A 21,560-nucleotide genomic window follows, 5' to 3' on the forward strand; every position below is an offset into this window, starting at 1 on the left:
ATTCAGTTCAGAAACGGGGACCAGGCGGGCTCACGCACGTCGCCCTGGGCCGCGGGAAGACGGAACGAGGCCCGGCCGTCCGCGGAAACGCCCCCCAGCACACCATTACCGCCCTGCTGGGTGGCGAAGATTACCATGGTGCCGTTGGGCGCGACACTGGGGGACTCGGCCTGGCGGGCGTCGCCGAGCTCGACCAGGCGGCCGCTCTCCAGATCCTGCTTGGCCACCCGGTAGCCGTTGCTGCCGCGGTGGATCAGGAAGATGGATTCACCGTCAGGGGCGAAGCGCGCCCGAGCGTTGTAGTTGCCGGTGAAGGTGATGCGCTCCGGCGAGCCGCCAAGCGACTGACGATAGATCTGCGGGCCGCCGCTGCGGTCCGAGGTGTAGATCAGGCTGTTGCCGTCCGGCGACCAGGCCGGCTCGGTCTCGATGCTCTGGCTGTTGGTGACGCGTTGCAGGTTCTGCGAGGCGACGTCCATGACGTAGATCTCCGGCTGCCCGTCGCGGGACAGCGCCATCGCCAGCCGACGGCCGTCCGGCGACCAGGTCGGGGCGCTGTTGAGGCCCTCGAAGGAGGTCAGGCGTGCCCGACGGCCGCTGGCCACTTCCTGCACGTAGATGCCGGGCCGGCCGGACTCGAACGACACGTAGGCCAGCTTGCCGCCATCCGGTGACCAGGCCGGCGACATGATCGGCTCGTCCGAGCTCAGCACCTGCTGGCTGTTGCGACCGTCGGCGTCAGCGACGTAGAGCTGATAGGCGGTGTCGTCGCCGACGCCCTGGGAGGTGACGTAGGCGATGCGCGTGGAGAAGGCGCCGCGAATGCCGGTGATCTCCTCGAAGATCTTGTCGCTGATGCGGTGGGCGGCGGCGCGCATCTGATCCTGACCGGCGGTGATCACCTCGCCCAGCATCCGCGATTCGCCGCTGACGTTCATCAGCTCGTACTGGATCTCGACGCCGCCGCCGGTGCGGCTGACGCGGCCGACCACCAGATAACGGGTATCCAGCGCCTGCCAGTCGCCGAAGCTGACATCGTCGCCGCGGGTCGGCTGGGCGAACATCGCCTCGCGCTCCAGGGGCGCGAAGTAGCCGCTGCGCTCCAGGTCGTCGGAGATGATCCGCGCCACGTCCTGGGGCAGGTTCTCGCCTTCGGCGAACGGCACCACGGCGATCGGCGTGGCCTGCTCGTTGCCCTGGGTGATGTCGATGGTCAGGTCGGCCTGGGCCAGCGACGTGCACAGCAACAGCACGGCCGCCAGCCAGGTGGTGATCAAGGCTCTCATCAGCGTATGTCCCCCGGTCGGAATCTGAGATTGAACTCACGGTACTGGCGCTGCACCGAAGCGGGCAGCTCGCGCAGCTCGGCGAAGGGTGCGGCGGTTTCCACCGCGCTCAGCGCCGAACGGTCGAAGGCACTGTTGCCACTGCTACGACCGATGTTGGCGGCGAATAGCTCCCCGGAGGGCCCCAGGCGAACCGATATCTCGGCCGCGGCGCCGTCGGGGACGTTGGGCGGAATCGACCAGGCCTGCTCCACCGCCTGGCGCACCAGGTTGATGAAGCCGTTGGCCGCTTCCTCTGCCTGCTTGGCGTTGGCCACGGCCTCGGATTCGCCGGCGATGGCCTGGTCGAGGCTGTTCTGGGCGGCCTCGGCGGCGCGTCTGGCGGCGGCCTCACGCTCGCGCTCTGCCTCGGCTTCACGCTGGCGGCGGGCCTCTTCCTCGGCCTGGCGCTGGCGTTCAGCTTCCGCCTCGCGCTGTCGCTGTGCCTCGGCTTCGCGCTGACGGCGGGCCTCTTCCTCGGCCTGGCGCTGGCGTTCGGCTTCCGCCTCGCGCTGCCGCTGTTCCTCGGCTTCGCGCTGACGGCGGGCCTCTTCCTCGGCCTGACGCTGGCGTTCGGCTTCCGCCTCGCGCTGCCGCTGTTCCTCGGCTTCGCGCCGCTGGCGAGCGGCCTCCTGCTGACGCTCCCGCTCGGCCGCCTGTTCCGCGGCTTCGCGCTCGCGGCGTTCGGCCTCGGCCGCCGCTTGTTCAGCGGCTTCACGGGCCTGCTCGCGCTCGGCGGTCTGGGCCGCTTCCTGTGCCTGGCGCTGGGCTTCCTGTGCCTGACGCTCCGCTTCGGCGGCGGCCTGACGTTCCGCCTCCGCCTGCTCTGCGGCTTCGGCCTCCCGTCGCTGCTGCTCCGCCCTGGCCTCGGCCCGGGCCTGCTGCTGCGCCTGCTGGGCCTGATCAGTGGCGGTCTCGGCGCGTACCAGGGTGGCGTTGACGATGGCCTGGTTGGGCGGCTCCTGCTCGGCGCTCGGGAAGCGGATCACGCTGACGACCAGCAGCCCCAGGTGCAGCCCGACGGCGAGGATCAGCGGCAGTCCGTAGCCGACATGGCGATGTTGTTTAGCCATGCGTCCTCCTCAGGCGTCCCCGGGCGGGGGCTCGGAGATCAGCCCGACGTTGGCCACGCCCGAGGTCTGCAGGGTGCTCATCAGGGTGACGATCTGGCCGTAGGCCACGTTGCGGTCGCCGCGGACCAGGACGCGGGTGCCCGGCTCGCGCTCGAGCAGGATACCGACCCGCTGGCCGAGCTCGTCGAGGTCGACGGCGGTCTCGTCGCCGCTCAGGCTGACGTAGATCTGGCCCTCGCTGTCCACCGAGACGACGATCGGGTCGTGATCCTCGCTGTCCTCGATCGGCTCGGAGGTGACCTGGGGCAGGTCCACCTTGACGCCCTGGGTCAGCATCGGCGCGGTGATCATGAAGATCACCAGCAGCACCAGCATCACGTCGATGAAGGGGACGACGTTGATCTCGTTCATCGGCTTGCGCCGGCCCATGCGGTTGAAGGGTCCGTGCATGGCGTGCCCTCCTCAGCCGGCGGCGGATTCGCCGCGACCCTGCAGGTTGCGGTGCAGGATGGAATGGAACTCCTCGGCGAAGTCCTCGTACTTGCCCAGCAGGCGGCTGGATTCCGCCGACAGCCGGTTGTAGAAGATCACCGCGGGGATGGCCGCGAACAGGCCCATGGCGGTGGCGATCAGCGCCTCGGCGATCCACGGCGCCACGGTGCCGAGCGTGGCCTGCTGGGCCATGGACAGCGACTGGAAGGAGCCCATGATGCCCCACACGGTGCCGAACAGCCCGATGTAGGGGCTGGACGAGGCGACGGTGGCCAGGAACACCAGATGCAGGTTGAGGCGGTCCTCCTCGCGGGACCAGGCCACGCGCATGCTGCGTTGCACGCCGTCGAGGATGGCCTGGGGACTCTGGGTCTTCGGCATCAGGCGATTGAACTCGCGGAAGCCGGCGCGAAAGATGTGCTCGGCGCCCAGGGTCTCCTGCTCGGCGGGCGTCTCGCGATACAGCTCGTTGAGGTCGACCCCGGACCAGAAGCGGTCCTCGAACTCGCGGTGGGCCTTGCGCGCGCGGCGCATCACGAAGGTGCGCTGGAAGATCACCACCCAGGACAGCAGCGAACCCAGCAGCAGCAGCAGCATCACCGCCTGGACCACGCCGCTGGCGTTCATGATCAGGTGGGGAATGGACATGGCGTCGTTCACGGGAATCCTCGTCTCGTCGAAGTCAGTCTTGGGAAGGCGTCGGCGCCGGGGCGCGGTCGTCCGGAGCCAGGCCGAAGTGCTGCCAGGCCTGGCGGGTCACCACCCGGCCGCGGGCGGTGCGCATCATCAGCCCCTGCTGGATCAGGTAGGGCTCGATGACGTCCTCGATGGTGTCGCGCTCCTCGCCGATGGCCGCGGCCAGGGAGTCGACGCCCACCGGGCCGCCGTCGAACTTCTCGATCATCGCCAGCAGCAGGCGGCGGTCCATGTGGTCCAGGCCGTGGTGGTCGACGTGGAGCATGTTCAGGGCCTGGTCGGCGATCTCGGCGTCGATGCGTCCGCCGCCGCGTACCTCGGCGTAGTCGCGCACGCGGCGCAGCAGGCGGTTGGCGATGCGCGGGGTGCCGCGGGAGCGGCGCGCCACTTCCCGGGCGCCGGCGTCGTCGGTGGTCACGCCCAGCAGCCGCGCCGAACGGGCGACGATCTCGCTGAGCTCGTCGATGGAATAGAACTCCAGGCGCTGGACGATGCCGAAGCGGTCGCGCAGCGGCGAGGTCAGCAGGCCTGCCCGGGTGGTGGCGCCGACCAGGGTGAACGGCGGCAGGTCGAGCTTGATCGAGCGCGCCGCCGGCCCCTCGCCGATCACGATGTCGAGCTGGAAATCCTCCATGGCGGGATAGAGGATCTCTTCCACCACCGCCGACAGGCGATGGATCTCGTCGATGAACAGCACGTCGCCGGGCTGAAGGTTGGTGAGCATGGCGGCGAGATCGCCGGCCCGCTCGAGCACCGGACCGGAGGTCGACTTCAGGCCGACGCCCATCTCGGTGGCGATGATGTTGGCGAGCGTGGTCTTGCCGAGCCCCGGCGGGCCGAACACCAGGGTGTGGTCGAGGCTCTCGTCGCGGCCGCGGGCGGCGTGGATGAAGATCTCCAGCTGCTCGCGAACCCTCGGCTGGCCGATGTAGTCGCCGAGCTGCTTGGGGCGGATGGCGTGATCGAGGTGGCCCTCGCCCTCGCGACCCTCGGCGGCGATCAGGCGGTCAGTCTCCAGCATGGGTGTCCTCCGCCGGCATCGTGATGAAAGGCTGCGTATCGTGCATGGTCATCAACCGGCCATGCGACGCGCGAGCGCCGCCTTGATGATCGCCTCGGTGCTGCCCTCTTCCTCGAGGCCGGCGAGCATGCGCGCGGCCTCGGCCGGCTTGTAGCCGAGGCTGACCAGCGCCGCCTCGGCCTCGGCCAGCGGGTCCTGGCGCGGTTCGGCGGCGGCGCCGGGCGACGGTGCCACGCCGGCGGCGGGCGCTTCGGCCTCCCAGTGCGGGAAGCGGTCGCGCATCTCGACGATCAGCCGCTCGGCGGTCTTCTTGCCGACGCCGGGCAGGCGTGTCAGCGACTTGACGTCGTCGTCCATCACGCAGCGGATGAAGGCGTCCTCGTCCATGCCGGAGAGGATGGCCAGGGCCAGCTTGGGGCCGACGCCGTTGACCTTGATCAGGGCACGGAACAGCGCCCGCTCCTGCTCGCGGGCAAAGCCATAGAGCAGGTGGGCGTCGTCGCGTACGGTGAGATGGGTATGCAGCACCACGTCCTCGCCGACCCCGGGCAATGCCACCAGGGTGGTCATGGAGGCCTCCAGCTCGTAGCCGACCCCGGCCACGTCCAACAGCAGCCAGGGCGGCTGCTTGTCGATCAGGGTGCCTCGCAAGCGTCCGATCATGATATGTCACTGTCCTTGATGATGAATCCGCAGCGCGTCGCGCTCACTATACTGGTCCCCCCCGGGCCATGCCAGCCCGCGGAACGCTGTTCGACAACCGACTCGGCGTCGCCGTCAGGCGACATCACTCGGGGCGAAAGTCGCGCCAGGACGCGCTCTTGCCGCGGCCTCGCCCGCCTCCACCATAGCTGCCCCGACGGATCAGCCCGAGCCGGGCATAGGCATGCGTCAGGGCGATGGCCAGGGCGTCGGCGGCATCGGCCTGGGGCGTGCCGGAGAGCCCCAGGATGGCGGTCACCATGTGCTGCACCTGGGCCTTGTCGGCGGCCCCGCCGCCGGTGACTGCCTGCTTGATCTGGCGCGGACCGTACTCGCTGACCGGCAGGCCGTGGTTGGCCGCGCAGACGATGGCGGTGCCCCGCGCCTGACCGAGCTTGAGCGCCGAGTCGGCGTTCTTCGACATGAACACCTGTTCGATGGCGAACTCGCCGGGCCCGTGCAGGCCGATCACCTCGCTGACCCCGGCATAGACCTGGCCCAGGCGCTGGGCGAGATCGTCGCCGCGGGTGCGAATGCAGCCGCTGGTCACGTACTTCGGCTTGGGCTCGGTCACGTCCAGCACCCCATAGCCGGTGATCCGCGACCCGGGATCGATGCCCAGGATCAGCATGGGCGTTCGCTCGTCGTGAAATGATCCGTCATCGTGCAGCTTATCGAGAATGTCATTGGAGCCAGGTCGAGAGCGCGTGGGTGTTCGGCTTCAATCATGCAGTTCATCGAGAATGGCATTATCGAAGTCGGCGTTGGTGTAAACATTCTGCACATCGTCCAGATCCTCCAGCCGATCGACCAGCTTGACGATGCGCCGGCCGAGCTCGGCGTCGTCGATGCGGCTGTAATTGTCCGGATACAGGCCGACGTCGCTGGCCTCGGGGGCAATGCCCGCCTCGACCAGGGCGTCCTTGACGGCGCCGAAGGTGTCCGGCGTGGTGACGATCTCCAGGCGACCGTCCTCGAGGGTCTCGATGTCCTCGGGCTCGGCGGCCAGGGTCGCTTCCATGGCCGTCTCCTCGTCGACGCCTTCCGGCAGCGTCAGCCTCCCCTGCTTGTGGAACATGAACGCCACCGAGCCGGAGGTGCCGAGGTTGCCGCCGTGCTTGCCGAAGGCGTGTCGCACCTCGGAGACAGTTCGATTGCGGTTATCGGTCATGGCCTCGACCATCACCGCCACGCCTTCGGGGCCGTAGCCCTCGTAGACGACCTCCTCCATGGCGTCGCCGTCGGTGTTGCCGGCGCCGCGATCCACCGCCCGCTGCACGGTGTCCTTGGGCATGTTGCTGCCGAGCGCCTTGTCCATGGCGGCGCGCAGGCGCGGGTTGTCCTCGGGATCGCCGCCGCCCTGCCGCGCGGCCACGGTCAGCTCGCGGATCAGCTTGTTGAAGATCTTGCCGCGCTTGGCGTCCTGAGCCGCCTTGCGATGCTTGATATTGGACCATTTGCTATGGCCGGCCATATTCCCTCCTTTCTTGGTGGCTCGTCAGTCGGGAAAACGCCCATGTCGCTGTACCCAGCGAGATGAGCGCCGAGGATAAGGGGGAGCGAGGTTCTTTTGACAAGGGTGAGGCGAACCTCGCCGAACGGGTTGGCCAAGGATGGCCAACACCGGTCCTGCAAGCGGTGCAGGATGCACATTAGCGCGGCAGGTCAAAAGAAGCGCCCAGGGATGGGTTTACCGCGTCCTCGCGACACCTTGTCGTCGGGAAAGCAAATCTGGGGATCGAACCCCAGAAACGACACCGGCGCCACAAGGGGCGCCGGTGCGATCACGGGAGACTCGCCGATTATTCGGCGGCGCCCTCCGCCTTGGCCTTCTGGCGCAGGCGAATGTTGAGCTCCTTGAGCTGCTCGCCGCTGACCTCGCCAGGGGCGTCGGTCATCAGGCAGGCCGCGCTCTGGGTCTTGGGGAAGGCGATCACCTCACGGATGGTGCGAGCACCGCTCATCAGCATCACCAGGCGGTCGAGGCCGAAGGCCAGGCCGCCGTGGGGCGGCGCGCCGTACTGCAGGGCGTCGAGCAGGAAGCCGAACTTCTCGCGGGCCTCTTCCTCGCCGATGCCGAGCAGCTCGAGCACGCTCTGCTGCATGGCCTGGTCGTGGATACGGATCGAGCCGCCACCCAGCTCGGTGCCGTTGAGGACCATGTCATAGGCGCGGGACAGCGCCTCGGCCGGGTTGTTCCTGAGCGTTTCCACGTCGCAGGACGGCGCAGTGAACGGGTGGTGAAGCGCCTGCAGGCGCGCTTCGCCGTCGGCCTCGAACATCGGGAAGTCGACCACCCACAGCGGTGACCACTCGGCGGTGTAGAGCTCGAGGTCCTCGCCCAGCTTGACGCGCAGCGCGCCCAGCGCCTCGTTGACGATGTTGGTCTTGTCCGCGCCGAAGAAGATGATGTCGCCGTCCTCGGCGCCGACGCGATCCAGCAGCTGCTCGACCACGCCTTCCATGAACTTGACGATCGGCGACTGCAGGCCCTCGAGGCCCTTGGCGCGCTCGTTGACCTTGATCCAGGCCAGGCCCCGGGCGCCGTAGATACCGACGAACTTGGTGTACTCGTCGATTTCCTTGCGGGTCAGGGTGGCGCCGCCCTTGACCTTGAGCGCGGCCACGCGGCCGTCATCGGCGTTGGCCGGGCCGGAGAAGACCTTGAAGTCCACGTCCTTCATCAGGTCGTCGACGTCGGTCAGCTCGAGCGGGATACGCAGATCCGGCTTGTCGGAACCGAAGCGCTGCATGGCCTCGGCGTAAGGCATGCGCGGAAATGCCGGCAGCTCGACGTCCAGCACGTCCTTGAACAGGTTGCGCACCATGTTCTCGGTGATCGACATGATGTCCTCTTCCTCGACGAAGGAGGCCTCGAGGTCGATCTGGGTGAACTCGGGCTGGCGGTCGGCGCGCAGGTCCTCGTCGCGGAAGCACTTGGCGATCTGGTAGTAGCGGTCGAAGCCGGAGACCATCAGCAGCTGCTTGAACAGCTGCGGCGACTGCGGCAGCGCGAAGAAGCTGCCGGCGTGGGTGCGACTCGGCACCAGGTAGTCGCGGGCGCCTTCCGGGGTGGCGCGAGTCAGGATCGGCGTCTCGATGTCGAGGAAGCCCTGCCCCTCGAGATAGGCGCGCACGCTGTGGGAGATGCGCGAGCGCAGGCGCAGCTTGTCGATCATCTCCGGACGGCGCAGGTCGATGTAGCGGTGCTTGAGGCGCACTTCCTCGCCGACCTTGCCGTGCTCGTCGAGCTGGAACGGCGGTGTGGCGGCGGTGTTGAGGACCTCCACGTCCTTGGCCAGTACCTCGATCAGGCCGGTGGGCATGTTCGGGTTCTGGGTGCCCTCGGGGCGCAGACGCACGCGGCCGCTGATGCGCAGCACGTATTCGCTGCGGGCGCGGTCGGCATTGGCGAAGGCCTCGGCGGTGTCGGGGTCGACCACGACCTGAGCGATGCCGTCCCGGTCGCGCATGTCGAGGAAGATGACCCCGCCATGGTCACGGCGGCGGTGGACCCAGCCGCACAGGGTGACCGTCTGATCCACCATGGTCTCGTTCAGCTGGCCGCTATAATGGCTGCGCATGTCGTATCCTGTTCTGTTGCGTGAAGTGATGTAGGGAGGCGACGACCGCGGTCAGGCCGCCGACCCGGACGTCTCGCCCCCGCCGGCCAGGTTCTTCTTGCTGCCGGACTTGAAGTCGGTCTCGTACCAGCCGCTGCCTGCCAGGCGAAAGCCCGCCGCGGAGACCAGGCGGTCGAGCTCGGCCTGTTCGCAGGCCGGGCAGTCGGTCAACGGCGCGGCGCTGATCTTCTGCAGCTTTTCCAGGCGGTGGCCGCAGGCCTTGCACTCGTATTCGTAGATGGGCATGGTTCGATATCTCCCGGTAACGACGTCCCAGAGGGCGATGCGGACCGAACGGGCCCGCGACACGTTCTGCGATATAGGGTCGGGCGGCGAAGATTCCAACACTGGCCTGCCCTGAAAGCCCGACATTATAGCCTGCCGTCAGGCCCCAGGCCCAGCCCCGCGGCGACGTCTCTAACGACAAGGAAGACCGCCATGCATGCCGTGATTCTCGACGCCGCCAGTCTGGGCGATGGTATCGATCTGTCGCCGATCCGCGAACGTGTCTCTCGCCTCGACGTTCACGACTTCACTGACCGGGACGAGGCCGTTGCACGGCTCGAGGGCGCCGAGGTCGCCATCGTCAACAAGGTGGTGCTCGATGCCGAGACCCTGGCCGCCCTGCCCCATCTCAGGCTGATCTGCGTGCTGGCCACCGGCACCAACAACATCGCCATGGACGAGGCCGAGCGCCGCGGCATCGAGGTGCGCAACGTCGCCGCCTACGGCACGGCGAGCGTGGCGCAGCACACCCTGATGCAACTGCTGGCCCTGGCCAACCGCCTGCCGCGCTACCAGCGTGACGTGGCCGAGGGACGCTGGGGAAAAAGCCCCTTCTTCTGCCTGATGGATCACACCACCCTGCAGCTCGAGGGCAAGCGGCTGGTCATCGTCGGCCAGGGTGAGCTCGGCACTCGGGTCGGCGAACTCGCCGGCGCCTTCGGCATGGAGGTCGTCTTCGCCGCGCGCCCCGGCGCCGAGCAGGATGCCCGCCCGACGCTCGCCGAGCTCGCCCCCACCGCCGATGCCATCAGCCTGCACTGTCCGCTCACCGAAGCCAGCCGCCACCTGGTCGACGCCGACCTGCTGGCCAGGCTCAAGCCCTCGGCGCTGGTGGTCAACTGCGCCCGTGGCGGCATGATCGACGAGATCGCGTCACTCGAGGCCCTGCGTGCGGGCAAGCTCGGCGGGCTCGCCGTCGACGTGCTGCCCGAGGAGCCGCCGCGCGACGGCCATCCTTTGATCGATGCCCTGAGCGAACCGCTCAACCTGATCGTGACACCCCATAGCGCCTGGATCAGCCCCGAGGCTCGCCAGCGCATCGTCGAGCTCACCGCCGACAATCTGAGTCGCCCCCTCCAGGACTGAAAACCGCTATACCGCCAGGCCCGAGCTTGGTGGTTCAAGAAAAGGGATAACGGTATAAATTTGAGGTCGGGTCGCAGCCTGGCTTGCGAAGGTCGCTCCGGCCCCCGATACTCTCGCCGGTATCGTTTTCACCCAAGCCCCTCATCCGGACGACGGCATGCTGCACAACTTCGGGTCGATCAATCTCGACCACATCTATCGCGTTCCTCACCTGGTCACGCCCGGCGAAACCCTCACCAGCCACGGCTATCGCGTCGGGCTCGGCGGCAAGGGCGCCAATCAGTCGCTGGCCATGGCCCGAGCCGGCGGTCAGGTGCGTCACTGGGGCCGCCTCGGGCGTCAGGACGCCTGGGCCCGCGACCTGCTCGAGGCCTCCGGCGTCGACGTCGACAGCGTCGAACTGGTGGACGAGCCCAGCGGCCACGCCATCATCCAGGTCGACGATGCGGGCGAGAATGCCATCCTGCTGTTCCCCGGCGCCAACCACGGTTTCAACGAGGCCAATCTGGAGGCACGGCTGGCCGAGGCCTCCCCCGGCGACTGGCTGCTGGCCCAGAACGAATGCATCGCCCTGCCCTACCTGTTCGAGGCGGCGCGCGAACGCGGGCTGTATATCGCCTTCAACCCGGCGCCGATGACCGCCGACGCCGCCGAGCTACCGCTGGAAGCGTGTCGACTGCTGTTCGTCAATCGCAGCGAGGCGGAGATGCTCACCGGCCTGCCCGCCGGCAGCGCCGCCTCTGCCCTGCTCGACGCCCTGGCCAGTCGCCTGCCGGCCACCGAGACCGTGCTGACCCTGGGCGGCGACGGCGCCTGGTACCAGGTCGGCGAGACGCGCCACTTCCAGCCGCCGATGCCGGTCACGCCGGTCGACACCACCGCCGCCGGCGATACCTTCATCGGCTACTATCTGGCGGCGCTGCAGGACGGCGAAGGCCCCGAGGCCTGCCTGGCCCGGGCCGCTGCGGCCGCCGCCCTCGGCGTGCAGCGTTCCGGTGCGGCCGAGAGCATTCCCGAGGCCGCCGAGGTGGCCCAGTGGCAGCGCCAGACTCAGTCCCAGACCCCGAACACTCCCTGAACCGACCGCCGAGGACGCCATGTCTGAACCGATCATCTTCGATACCGATCCGGGCGTCGACGACGCCCAGGCCATCGCCATCGCCCTGCGCCATCCCGACATCGAGCTGCTGGGCATGACCACCACCTTCGGCAACGTCGACGTGGACACCGCCACCCACAACGCACTGCTGCTGTCCGAGCTGGCCGGCCAGCGCATCCCGGTGGCCCAGGGCGCGGCGGTGCCGATGGTCAAGCCGCGCCATCCGGCGCCGGCGCACATCCACGGCGCTAACGGCCTCGGCGACATCGCACTGCCGGCGGTGACCGGCCAGGCCGACGCCCGCAGCGCGGCCCAGTTCATCGTCGATACCGTCAACGCCCGCCCCGGCGAGGTGTCGCTGGTGGCCGTGGGGCCGCTGGGCAACCTGGCCGCGGCGCTGCAGATCGACCCGGGCATCACCGAGCGGGTCAAGCGCGTGGTGGTGATGGGCGGCTCAATCAAGGAAGGCGGCAACGTCTCCCCGGTGGCCGAGGCCAACATCTTCAACGACCCGCACGCCGCCCAGCGGGTGCTGACCGCCGGCTGGCCGCTGACCCTGGTCGGCCTCGATGTCACCCACCGCTGCGTACTGGCCCCGCAGCACATGGAGCGGATCGCCGCCGGCCAGGGCGCGCTGGGCGAGGTGCTGGCCGGCAGCTACGCCTTCTACCGCGAGTTCTACCAGGGCGCGCTGGGCATCGACGGCTGCTGCCCGCACGACAGCCTGGCCCTGGCCTGGCTGGTGCGTCCGGAACTGTTCACCGTCGCCAGCGGCCATCTCAACGTGGCCACCGAAGGACCCGCGGAGGGGCAGACCCTGTTCGCGTCCGAGGGTCGCGAGTTCATCGCCCCGCGCTGGTCGCAGACGCCGCTGGCCGACGTCTGCCTGGGCGTCGACGGCAGTGCCGTGGTCGACTGGATCACCGAGACCCTCGCCTGATTCGCGTCGAAACGTCAGTCATGACGACACCGCCGGCCCAGTGGGCCGGCGGTGCTCGTTGGCGCGCCGTGTCTCGCTCGCGGTGCCGTCAGCCGGTGATGAAATCGTCCGGCGCCTCACCCTGGGCCAGCGCGATCTCTTCGCTCTCGACGCTCGTGACCTCGGCATTCGGTGGCCCCTGCCACAGCCAGGCCGTCACGGCCTCGACGTCCTCGCGTGCCCCGCACAGCAGCACCTCCACGCGGCCATCGGCCAGATTGATGGCATAGCCGGTCACCCCGGCCTGCCTCGCGCGCTCCTGGGTGGAACGGCGATACCAGACGCCCTGGACGCGTCCACTGACGCGCGCCCTGATGGCATGAGCTTCCATTCGACGCCTCCTTCGTGAGCGGTTGGCGATGATGATGACCTAATCTACAGGGTGACATCGGCGTTTGCGCGGTCACAAGCCTCGTCGCGCCGTCTCGCTGCCCCGGTTTCCTCATAAGGGAGACGCCTCATGCCGGTCTTCGATCATCCCGACTTCGACCACCATCAGCAGGTCATTCACGGCTGCGACGCGGCCAGCGGCCTGCGCGCCATCATCGCCATCCACGACACCACCCGCGGCCCGGCGCTCGGCGGGCTGCGAATCTATCCCTACGCCAGCGAGGCCGACGCCCTCACCGACGTGCTGCGGCTGTCCCGCGGCATGACCTACAAGTCGGCGTTGGCCGATCTGCCGCTGGGCGGCGGCAAGACGGTGATCATCGCCGATCCGCGTCGCGACAAGACACCCGAGCTATTGCGCGCCATGGGCCGACTGATCGACTCGCTGGGCGGGCGCTACATCACCGCCGAGGATTCCGGTTCCGGCGAGGCGGACATGCGCGTCATCGCCGAGGTCACCCCCCACGTGGGCGGGCTCGGCCGCGACGGCAGCTCCGGCGCCCCCTCGCCCTGGACCGCGCTCGGCGTCTTCCATGCCATGCAGAGCGCCGTGTACCACGGCCTCGGCCGGGCGGAATCCGAGGATCAGTTCGCCGGGCTGCGGGTCGCCCTCCAGGGCGTAGGCCACGTCGGCACCCACCTGGCCCGGCGGCTCCACGACGCCGGCGCGCGGCTGGTGCTGGCCGACGTCGAGCGCGACGCGGTGACCCGGCTGACCGGGGAGCTGGAGGCCGAGATCGTGGCGCCCGAGGCCATCGTCGATGCCGAGGTGGACGTCTTCGCCCCCTGCGCCATGGGCGCGGCGCTGACGCCGGAGGTGGTGAGGCGCCTCAAGGCGCGGGTGGTGTGCGGGGCGGCCAACAATCAGCTGGCTCACGCGGAGGTGGCGGGCCAGCTGCAGGCCCGCGGCATCCTCTACACGCCCGACTACGTGGCCAATGCCGGCGGCGTGATCGAGATCGCCTGGCAGCGCCGTGACGACGCTCGACCCGCGAAGGTGGCGGCGCATATCGCCCGCATCGGGACGATCCTCGACGAGATCTTCGCCAGGGCCGCGCAGGAGGGGCGCAGCCCGGCCCCGGTCGCCGACGACATGGCCCGGGAGCGGTTCGAGGCCGGCTGAGACTCAGCGAGGCGAAGTGGGCCGGGAGACCGGGTCGCCATTGGTGCCATCGGCGTCCTTCGCCCTCGCCTCGGCGTGGGAGGACGACCCGCTGGCACGTTCGCCGGCGGGCGTGCCATCAGACGCCTCGTGGGAGGACGTCTCGTGAGGCGTCGCGTCGGCACGGTGGCGGCCGGGCCACCAGCGATGGCCGTTCGTCGCGGCCCCGTCACGGGACTCGTCCTCGACCAGCTCGTGATGCACCAGCACGGCGGTGTTGCGCGGGATCACCTTGCCGCCCCGCGCCAGCAGCAGGCTCTTGGTGAAGGCGGCGCCGAACAGCAGGATCAGCGAGCTGTAGTAGACCCACAGCAGCACGACCACCACCGAGCCCGCCGCACCGTAGGTGGAGGCGGTGGCGGTATAGGCCAGGTAGGTGGCGATGGCGCTGCGCCCCACGGCGAACAGCAGCGCGGTCACCACCGCTCCCACCAGCACGTCGCGCCAGCTCAGCAGCACGTCCGGCAGCACCCGGAAGATGGTCGCGAACAGGGCGCTGACCAGCGCCAGGGAGATCAGGAACTCGATGCCGGCGGTCAGGGCACCGACGAACGGCATCAGGTCATTGGCCGCGTGCAGCAGCGACCTGACCGCCACGCCCAGCACCAGCGACACCAGCAGGATGAAGCCGATGGCCAGCACCACCGTCATCGACAGGGTGCGCTTCTTCAGCAGCAGCAGCACGCTGTTGGCCTTCGGGTGAGCGGTGACGCCCCACAGGGTATTCAGCGAGTACTGCATCTGGCCGAACACGGTGGTCGCACCGACCAGCATGGCGCCGATGCCCATCAGCGTCGGCCACAGCCCCGAGGCCTCGATGCGCGACTGGGCCACGGCATTCTGGATGGCCTCGGCGGCCCCGGTGCCCATGGTGCCCTCGAGCTGGGCGACGATCTGCCCCTGGGCGGCCTCCTCGCCCAGCACCACGCCGATGACGGTCACCGCGATGATCATGGTCGGTGCCAGCGAGAACAGCGTGTAGAAGGCCAGCGAGCCGGCATAGCTGAAGGCGTTGCGCTCGACCCACAGCTTGACGGCGTCGCGGGTCACGACCCACCAGAAGAGTACGACCTGCTTGATACGGCTCCACATCACGATGTCTCCTTCACAGTCCCTTGCCGCGTCAGCATACCGGAGCCTTCCGGTCGTCACGAGCATTCGCATTGCACGGCTTCATGGGGCTCACCATAATGGGCCTTTTCCCGCCGGAGCCCCGCCATGTGTCCGCCGCCGGACGCCGATACGTCCTCCCCCGACTTCGATTGCCTGGTCTTCATCGGTCGCTTCCAGCCGCCCCACCTGGGGCATCTGGCGGTGATCCACGAGGCGCTCAAGCGGGCCCGGCAGGTGATCGTGCTGGTGGGCTCCGCCTGGCAGGCCCGCTCGCTGCGCAATCCCTGGCGCTTCGACGAGCGCCGCCGGATGCTCAGGAGCGCCTTCGATGCCGACGACAACGCCCGGCTCGAGATCGTGCCGCTGCTCGATGCGCTCTACAACAACGACGTCTGGGTCCGTGACGTGCAGCGCAAGGTGCGCGACATTGCCTCGCCGAGCCATGCCAGACTGCCGCGTATCGGCCTGATCGGCGCCAGCCGCGGCCAGTCCAGCTACTACCTTTCGCTCTTCCCACAGTGGGAGTCCGTCAGCGTGCCGATGGTCGAGGGCATCTCGGCGAGCCAGATCCGCGAGCGCCTGTTCCGCTCGTCGATCGCCGCGGCCGACTACGCCAGCGCCGGCGCCTCCCACGACCTGCCGCCGGGTGTGGTGGACAGTCTCAAGGGATTCCTCGAGACCGAGGCCTTCGAGCAGCTGGTGGAGGAACAGGGGCTGCTGGAGCAGTACCGTCAGGCCTGGGCCCACGCGCCCTACCCGCCGGTGTTCGTCACCGCCTGCGCGGTGGTGGTGCAGTCGGGGCACGTGCTGCTGGTCAAGCGTACCGCGGCGCCGGGCAAGGGGCTCTATGCCCTCCCCGGCGGCTTCATCAGCCCTCAGGAGCGGCTGTTGGACGCCTGCCTGCGGGAGCTGCGCGAGCGGGTGCGGCTCAAGGTGCCGGAGCCGGTGCTGAAGGGATCGCTACGCGGACAGCGGCTGTTCGACGAGCCGCATCGTAGCTGGCGGGGACGCACCCTGGCGGAAGCCTTCTACTTCGCCCTGCGCCCGGAGCAGCAGCTGCCGCAGCTCAAGCCGGTCAAGGGCGGCGACCACGCCCGCTGGGTGCCGCTGGCCGACCTCGAACCCGATGCGCTGTTCGAGGACCACTTCTTTATCATCCAGAACTTCCTGGGCCTGCCCGCCGACTTCGGCGGTCCCTGACAGGCGCCGGCGAGTACCTGTAACCCCAGCAGTGATGCTTGAACGCTAAAAAAGTCGAGATTTCCGTAACGAGCGAAGATTAGGTCGGTCACCGCCGCAGCGCAGCTACCGGAGTGTAGCCTGCTACATGAGGATAGCGAGCAGCGCCGGTGGCCGAGCTATCGAGCGCAGTAGGAAATCCCGCCTTTTTCAGGCCTGCAGAAAATCCCGCGGCAACTTCATCATCTGCCGCCACAGCTTCTCCACCCCCGGCTTGTGCACCAGAGAGCAGCGATAGAGCCGGATCTCCAGCGGCACGTCGTAGCTCTCGGCGCCAGCCCGCACCAGGCGACCGCTGTTGAGCTCCTCGCGGATGCAGAAGTCGGGAATCCAGGCCATGCCCACCCCCTGCAGCACCATGCCCTTGAGGCCTTCGGCCATGGCGGTCTCGTAGACCACCCGCAGCCGCATCCGCAGCGGGTCGTTCTTGAGCAGCATGCGCACGCTGCGCCCGAGGAAGGCGCCCTGGGTATAGGCCAGGTACGGCACCTCCTGGCGCCCCTCCAGCGGGAAGCGTGGCTTGCCCGACTCGTCCGGCAGGCTCACCGGCACCATCTTGACCTGGCCGATGGAGAACGACGGAAAGACCTCGGCGTCGAGCTGCATGGTGGCATAGGGGTCGTAGTAGGCCAGCATCAGGTCGCAGTTGCCTTCCCTCAGCACGTGGATGGCATCGCCCACGTTCATCGCCACCAGCCGCGTCGGCAGCTCGCCCACGCCCTTCTGCAGGCGAGAGATCCAGGGCGGGAAGAAGCTCAGTGCCAGGGAGTGGGCGGCGACGATGTCGAGCGCCTCGTTGGCCATCGACAGTCCGCGCAGGTGCCCGAGGCTCTCGTTGAGCTGCTCGACCATGTTGCGCGCAGTGACCAGGAACAGCTGGCCCTGGGGCGTGAGATCGACCGGGGTAGTGGAGCGATCGACCAGGGTCACGCCCACGGCCTGCTCCAGGGAGCGGATGCGACGACTGAAGGCCGGCTGCGTGACATGACGCTGGCGGGCCGAGGCGGAAAAGCTGCGGGTATTGGCCAGGGCGACGAAGTCTTCCAGCCACTTGGTCTCGAGGTTCACCACGACTCCCGATCACGGATGCATTAGCGGCCCGGGGGCCAGCCAGGTCGCTAATGTACCCCAGGCGCCCACACGACCCAAGCAAAGGACGCTCACTGCACCGGTGCGAACAGGTAGGCGCCCCGGGACACCAGCTTCTTCCACAGCGGTCGCGAGCGGATCTCCTCCAGCGACACCTCCCGGCAGCCGGCGAAATCCCGCTCCAGCATGGCCTCCACCTCGGCGGCGAAACCCCGGTCCGGCACGAAGGCGGTGACCTCGAAATTGAGCCGGAAGGAGCGATTGTCGAGGTTGACCGTGCCCACGCAGGCCGCCGCATCGTCGATCAGGATCACCTTCTGGTGCAAAAACCCCGGCTGGTAGCGATAGACCTTGACCCCGGCGCGCAGCATGTCGGGCAGGAAGGAGAAGGCCGACAGGAACACCAGCAGGTGGTCCGGACGTTCCGGCATCATGATGCGCACGTCCACGCCACGCATCGCCGCCAGGCGCAGGGCGTCCTGGACGCTGTGATCCGGTACGAAGTAGGGACTGGTGATCCACAGCCGCTCATGGGCGCGATGAATGGCGTGCTGCACCAGCAGGCTGGCGGTCTCCTGGGGGTCGGCCGGCCCCGAGGGCACGATGACCACGTTCTGCGACGAGGCCTCGCTCTGTCGCGGCAGCCAGTCCAGGCGGATCACCTCACCGGTGGCCCAGTGCCAGTCCTCCCAGAAGGCCTCCTGCAGGCCGAGCACGCTGGGGCCGGTGAGCTTGAGATGCGTATCCCGCCAGTGCCCGTGGCGGGCATGCTGGCCCAGGTATTCGACGCCGACGTTATGGCCGCCGATCCAACCCTGATAGCCGTCGACCACCACGATCTTGCGATGGTTGCGGAAGTTGAGCTGGAAGCGATGCCTCAACCCGCGGGAGGAGTGAAAGGCGCTGACTTCGATGCCGGCCTCGCGCAGCGCCTTCAGGTAGCGCTCGGGCAAGGCATGGCTGCCGATCTCGTCATACAGGAAGCGTACCCAGACCCCCCGCTCCGCCGCCGCGCACAGCCGCTCGCGCAGGCGGCGCCCCAGGTCATCGTCACGCACGATGAAGAACTGGATCAGGATGTAATCCTCGGCGGCGTCGATGCCGGCGAACAGGCTGTCAAAGGTCGCCTTCCCATCGACCAGCAGTTCGGCGCGATTGCCACTGGTCATCGGCATCATCGCCAGCTTCTCGACCGCCCGCACATCGGCCTCCCGGGCGCCGGCCAGGTAGGGCACGATCCGCTCGCGATAGCCTTCCAGCACGCGACGGAGCACGGTGTCGCGCTCGCCACGCGCGGAGACGTAACCATAGAAGCGCGGTCGACCGAACACCCAGTAGGCCGGCACCGCCAGATAGGGCACGGTGACCAGCGACAGGATCCAGGCGATGGCCCCCTGTGAGGTACGCGCCGACATCAGCGCCTGCACCGCCGACAGCATGCCGAGCAGATGGAGGGCGAGGATCAGCATGCCGAGCAGCCATGACGTCATGAGCAGACTCCCTTTCCGTGGGATGAGCGGCCGAAGTGCCCAGCATACGCAAAACGACGACGGCCCCGCCAGTTGGCGGGGCCGTCGAGCATCACGCTGGCGTCAGGGATCAGGCGCGCTCGGCGATGATCTCCTTCCACTTGGCCGGACCGGTCTGGTGGACCGAGGTGCCCGCGCTGTCCACGGCCACGGTCACCGGCATGTCCTCCACCTCGAACTCGTAGATGGCTTCCATGCCCAGATCCTCGAAGCCGACCACCCGGGCCTGCTTGATGGCCTGGGCCACCAGGTAGGCGGAACCGCCCACCGCCATCAGGTAGACGGCCTGGTTGTCGCGGATCGCCTCGATGGCCGCCTCGCCCCGCTCGGCCTTGCCGACCATGCCCTGCAGGCCGGTCTGCTCGAGCATGGTGCGGGTGAACTTGTCCATGCGCGTCGCGGTCGTCGGGCCTGCCGGGCCGACCACCTCGTCGCCGACCGGATCGACCGGGCCGACGTAGTAGATGAAGCGGCCCTTGAGGTCCACCGGCAGGCTCTCGCCCTTGGCCAGCATGTCGACCATGCGCTTGTGGGCGGCGTCACGGCCGGTCAGCAGCTTGCCGTTGAGCAGCAGGGTGTCGCCGGGCTGCCAGCTCTGCACCTCTTCCGGGGTGATCGCATCGAGGTTGACGCGCTTGACGTTGTCGCCCGCCTCGCGGGTGATCTCCGGCCAGTCCTCCAGCTTCGGCGCCGGCAGGGCCGCCGGGCCGGTGCCGTCCAGCGTGAAGTGGGCGTGACGGGTGGCCGCGCAGTTGGGGATGATCGCCACCGGCTTGTTGGCCGCGTGGGTCGGGTAGTCCTTGACCTTGATGTCGAGCACCGTGGTCAGGCCACCGAGGCCCTGGGCGCCGATGCCGCTCCGATTGACCTTGTCGTAGAGCTCGAGGCGCAGCTCCTCGGCGCGATCGGACGCCCCGCGGGCCTGCAGGTCCTGGATGTCGATCGGGTCGAGCAGCGATTCCTTGGCCAGTTCCATGGCCTTCTCGGCGGTACCGCCGATGCCGATGCCGAGCATGCCGGGCGGGCACCAGCCGGCGCCCATCTTGGGCAGCTGCTCGAGCACCCAGTCGACCACGCTGTCGGACGGGTTGAGCATGGCGAACTTGGACTTGGCCTCGCTGCCGCCGCCCTTGGCCGCCACGTGCACTTCGACGGTGTCACCGGGCACCAGCTTGTGGTGGATGATCGCCGGGGTGTTGTCCTTGGTGTTCTGACGCTTGCCGTCCGGGTCGGCCAGCACCGAGGCGCGCAGGATGTTGTCGGGCAGCTTGTAGGCCCGGCGCACGCCCTCGTTGACCATGTCGTCGAGGCTCATGTCGGTCTCGAAGCGCACGTTCATGCCGACGTGGACGAAGACGGTGACGATGCCGGTGTCCTGGCAGATCGGCCGATGGCCGGTGGCACACATCCGCGAGTTGATCAGGATCTGGGCGATGGCGTCCTTGGCCGCGGGGTTCTCCTCGCGCTCGTAGGCCGCCGCCATGGCGTCGATGAAGTCCTTGGGATGGTAGTAGGAGATGTACTGCAGGGCATCGGCGACGCTCTGGATGAGGTCATCCTGGCGGATCACGGTCATGGGCAAGACGCTCCATTGGTGGGTCGACACGCCCGCTTCTCAAGGCAGATGCCGGACTCAACGCTGATCCGGCAGACGCCTGCGGCCGGAAACCGGTGGCGGGCTCGAACGGGGCGACATTATATCGCACTTGCCTCTCTCCGGCAGCGCCACCGATGTTAGCGAGATAAGGAAAAAGCAAGATAACGGTATAATTTTTCACCGAGAGCCTCGGGTAGGCTCAGTCCGGCTGGCAGGACGGGCAGCGATAGAGACGCCTTGAGGCCACGCTGAGCTTCTCGATCCGCCGCTCGCAGCGATGGCACGGCAGGCCCTCACGCTCGAAGGCGGCGAAGCGCCAGCGCCTGCGGCTACGCCCCTCGCGCCGATCGGCGGCGGCCCAGTCGTCGCGGTTGGTCACCCCGCCGGTCTCGTAGGAGCGCCGCGTCAGGGCCAGCATCTGCTCGGCCAGTTCCCGACGCTTGTCGTCGGACAGGTCGACCGGCCGGGCCCGATGGGAGAGCGCGGCGAAGAACAGGATCTCCGAGCGCAGGTAGTTGCCGAGCCCCGCGACCAGGGACTGATCCAGCAGCAGGCCGCCCAGGCGGCGTCCGCGCCAGCGCGGGTCCATCAGCCGCTCGACGATGGTGTCGACTGTCACCTCGTGGGTCAGCAGGTCGGGGCCGAGCCGCGACAGGAAGGGATGCTCGTGAAGGCGCCCAGCTTCCCACAGCGACACGTCGGAGGCGCTGTAGAGGCTCGCCATGCGATTCCCGGCGGTCAGGCGCACGCGCAGCGAGCGCTGGGTGTCCGGCTCGCGCTCGGCGTCGTGGAGCTTCCACACGCCATAGAGCTGGTTATGGGAATACAGTACCCGACCGTCGTCGAGGCGGGTCAGCAGCGCCTTGCCCCAGCTGTCGACCGCCCTCACCTCGCGGCCGATCAGCGAACCGGCCTGGTCCGCCAGCTCGGGAAACGCGAACCAGGCGTCGTCGAGGCGACGCCCGCCGATGTGGTCGTGCAGCGCATCCGCCGCACGACGAATCTCGGGTCCTTCCGGCATGTATGCTCCTCACCACACATTCCATAAAAGCCAGGCGAT

At 68.4% G+C, this 21,560-nt stretch carries 21 protein-coding genes; 5 read left to right on the plus strand and 16 right to left on the minus strand.

The annotated features are described in order from the left end of the window. Window positions 1-2 precede the first annotated feature (2 nt). From tolB to CVH10_RS01120, 10 genes are all read right to left on the minus strand, one after another. On the minus strand, window positions 3-1,286 hold the full coding sequence (gene tolB / locus CVH10_RS01075; protein WP_106487579.1) for a Tol-Pal system beta propeller repeat protein TolB: 1,284 nt from the start codon (window positions 1,284-1,286) through the stop codon (window positions 3-5). After that, window positions 1,286-2,398: a cell envelope integrity protein TolA gene (tolA, locus tag CVH10_RS01080; protein WP_106487580.1), complete on the minus strand. Its 1,113-nt coding sequence runs from the start codon at window positions 2,396-2,398 to the stop codon at window positions 1,286-1,288. Before tolA ends, tolB begins: the two co-directional genes overlap by 1 nt. Before the next feature lie 9 nt (window positions 2,399-2,407). Then, on the minus strand, window positions 2,408-2,848 hold the full coding sequence (gene tolR / locus CVH10_RS01085; RefSeq protein ID WP_035593146.1) for a protein TolR: 441 nt from the start codon (window positions 2,846-2,848) through the stop codon (window positions 2,408-2,410). Between the two features lie 12 nt (window positions 2,849-2,860). After that, window positions 2,861-3,550 (minus strand): protein TolQ, encoded by a 690-nt coding sequence (tolQ, locus tag CVH10_RS01090; RefSeq protein WP_016854890.1) that lies wholly within the window; start codon window positions 3,548-3,550, stop codon window positions 2,861-2,863. Window positions 3,551-3,572: 22 nt separating this feature from the next. Then, entirely contained in the window at window positions 3,573-4,607 is a 1,035-nt protein-coding gene (gene ruvB, locus CVH10_RS01095; protein ID WP_106487581.1) for a Holliday junction branch migration DNA helicase RuvB, read from the minus strand. 51 nt (window positions 4,608-4,658) lie between these two features. Further along, a complete protein-coding gene (gene ruvA, locus CVH10_RS01100; protein ID WP_046078706.1) occupies window positions 4,659-5,270 on the minus strand; it encodes a Holliday junction branch migration protein RuvA in 612 nt (203 codons plus the stop codon). Between the two features lie 124 nt (window positions 5,271-5,394). Beyond that, window positions 5,395-5,940, minus strand: coding sequence for a crossover junction endodeoxyribonuclease RuvC (ruvC, locus tag CVH10_RS01105; RefSeq protein WP_035598490.1), 546 nt, complete (start codon window positions 5,938-5,940; stop codon window positions 5,395-5,397). Window positions 5,941-6,030: 90 nt separating this feature from the next. After that, entirely contained in the window at window positions 6,031-6,783 is a 753-nt protein-coding gene (locus tag CVH10_RS01110) for a YebC/PmpR family DNA-binding transcriptional regulator (protein ID WP_035598492.1), read from the minus strand. A 328-nt stretch (window positions 6,784-7,111) separates the two neighbouring features. Continuing rightward, a complete protein-coding gene (aspS, locus tag CVH10_RS01115; protein WP_106487582.1) occupies window positions 7,112-8,893 on the minus strand; it encodes an aspartate--tRNA ligase in 1,782 nt (593 codons plus the stop codon). A 51-nt stretch (window positions 8,894-8,944) separates the two neighbouring features. Continuing rightward, on the minus strand, window positions 8,945-9,178 hold the full coding sequence (locus CVH10_RS01120) for an FmdB family zinc ribbon protein (RefSeq protein WP_016854884.1): 234 nt from the start codon (window positions 9,176-9,178) through the stop codon (window positions 8,945-8,947). A 192-nt stretch (window positions 9,179-9,370) separates the two neighbouring features. Between CVH10_RS01120 and CVH10_RS01125 the strand changes: the two genes are divergently transcribed. The 3 genes from CVH10_RS01125 (at window position 9,371) to CVH10_RS01135 (ending at window position 12,342) form a co-directional block, all read left to right on the plus strand. Next, window positions 9,371-10,303, plus strand: a complete 933-nt coding sequence (locus CVH10_RS01125) for a D-2-hydroxyacid dehydrogenase (RefSeq protein ID WP_106487583.1) — start codon at window positions 9,371-9,373, stop codon at window positions 10,301-10,303. A 157-nt stretch (window positions 10,304-10,460) separates the two neighbouring features. Beyond that, the gene (locus CVH10_RS01130; RefSeq protein WP_106487584.1) at window positions 10,461-11,381 is read left to right on the plus strand and encodes a ribokinase; all 921 of its coding nucleotides are present in this window, start codon (window positions 10,461-10,463) and stop codon (window positions 11,379-11,381) included. 19 nt (window positions 11,382-11,400) lie between these two features. Continuing rightward, window positions 11,401-12,342: a nucleoside hydrolase gene (locus tag CVH10_RS01135; protein WP_035598501.1), complete on the plus strand. Its 942-nt coding sequence runs from the start codon at window positions 11,401-11,403 to the stop codon at window positions 12,340-12,342. An 88-nt stretch (window positions 12,343-12,430) separates the two neighbouring features. On the opposite strand, the gene CVH10_RS01140 is transcribed toward CVH10_RS01135, so the two are convergent. Then, window positions 12,431-12,712, minus strand: coding sequence for an acylphosphatase (locus CVH10_RS01140; RefSeq protein ID WP_035598502.1), 282 nt, complete (start codon window positions 12,710-12,712; stop codon window positions 12,431-12,433). Between the two features lie 129 nt (window positions 12,713-12,841). Between CVH10_RS01140 and CVH10_RS01145 the strand changes: the two genes are divergently transcribed. Next, window positions 12,842-13,894: a Glu/Leu/Phe/Val dehydrogenase gene (locus tag CVH10_RS01145; RefSeq protein ID WP_106487585.1), complete on the plus strand. Its 1,053-nt coding sequence runs from the start codon at window positions 12,842-12,844 to the stop codon at window positions 13,892-13,894. 3 nt (window positions 13,895-13,897) lie between these two features. Here CVH10_RS01145 and CVH10_RS01150 read toward each other — a convergent pair whose 3' ends face one another. Next, window positions 13,898-15,025: a YihY/virulence factor BrkB family protein gene (locus CVH10_RS01150; RefSeq protein WP_106487586.1), complete on the minus strand. Its 1,128-nt coding sequence runs from the start codon at window positions 15,023-15,025 to the stop codon at window positions 13,898-13,900. A gap of 126 nt (window positions 15,026-15,151) precedes the next feature. On the opposite strand from CVH10_RS01150, the gene CVH10_RS01155 reads away from it, so the two are divergent. Continuing rightward, window positions 15,152-16,246 carry a bifunctional nicotinamide-nucleotide adenylyltransferase/Nudix hydroxylase gene (locus tag CVH10_RS01155; RefSeq protein WP_106487587.1) on the plus strand — a complete coding sequence of 365 codons (1,095 nt, stop codon included), beginning with the start codon at window positions 15,152-15,154 and terminating at the stop codon, window positions 16,244-16,246. Window positions 16,247-16,435: 189 nt separating this feature from the next. Here CVH10_RS01155 and CVH10_RS01160 read toward each other — a convergent pair whose 3' ends face one another. The 4 genes from CVH10_RS01160 to nei all read right to left on the minus strand — a co-directional run bounded on the left by CVH10_RS01160 (window position 16,436) and on the right by nei (window position 21,521). After that, complete coding sequence (locus tag CVH10_RS01160; protein ID WP_046078713.1) at window positions 16,436-17,353, minus strand: LysR substrate-binding domain-containing protein; 918 nt, start codon at window positions 17,351-17,353, stop codon at window positions 16,436-16,438. Between the two features lie 92 nt (window positions 17,354-17,445). Further along, window positions 17,446-18,864 carry a cardiolipin synthase gene (cls, locus tag CVH10_RS01165; protein WP_035598513.1) on the minus strand — a complete coding sequence of 473 codons (1,419 nt, stop codon included), beginning with the start codon at window positions 18,862-18,864 and terminating at the stop codon, window positions 17,446-17,448. Between the two features lie 109 nt (window positions 18,865-18,973). Continuing rightward, complete coding sequence (locus tag CVH10_RS01170) at window positions 18,974-20,479, minus strand: fumarate hydratase (RefSeq protein ID WP_035598516.1); 1,506 nt, start codon at window positions 20,477-20,479, stop codon at window positions 18,974-18,976. A 220-nt stretch (window positions 20,480-20,699) separates the two neighbouring features. Next, window positions 20,700-21,521, minus strand: a complete 822-nt coding sequence (gene nei, locus CVH10_RS01175) for an endonuclease VIII (protein ID WP_106487588.1) — start codon at window positions 21,519-21,521, stop codon at window positions 20,700-20,702. Between the last annotated feature and the right edge of the window lie 39 nt (window positions 21,522-21,560).

It is taken from the genome of Halomonas sp. ND22Bw, from assembly GCF_003011945.1.
In the GTDB taxonomy this organism is placed as follows: domain Bacteria; phylum Pseudomonadota; class Gammaproteobacteria; order Pseudomonadales; family Halomonadaceae; genus Halomonas; species Halomonas halophila.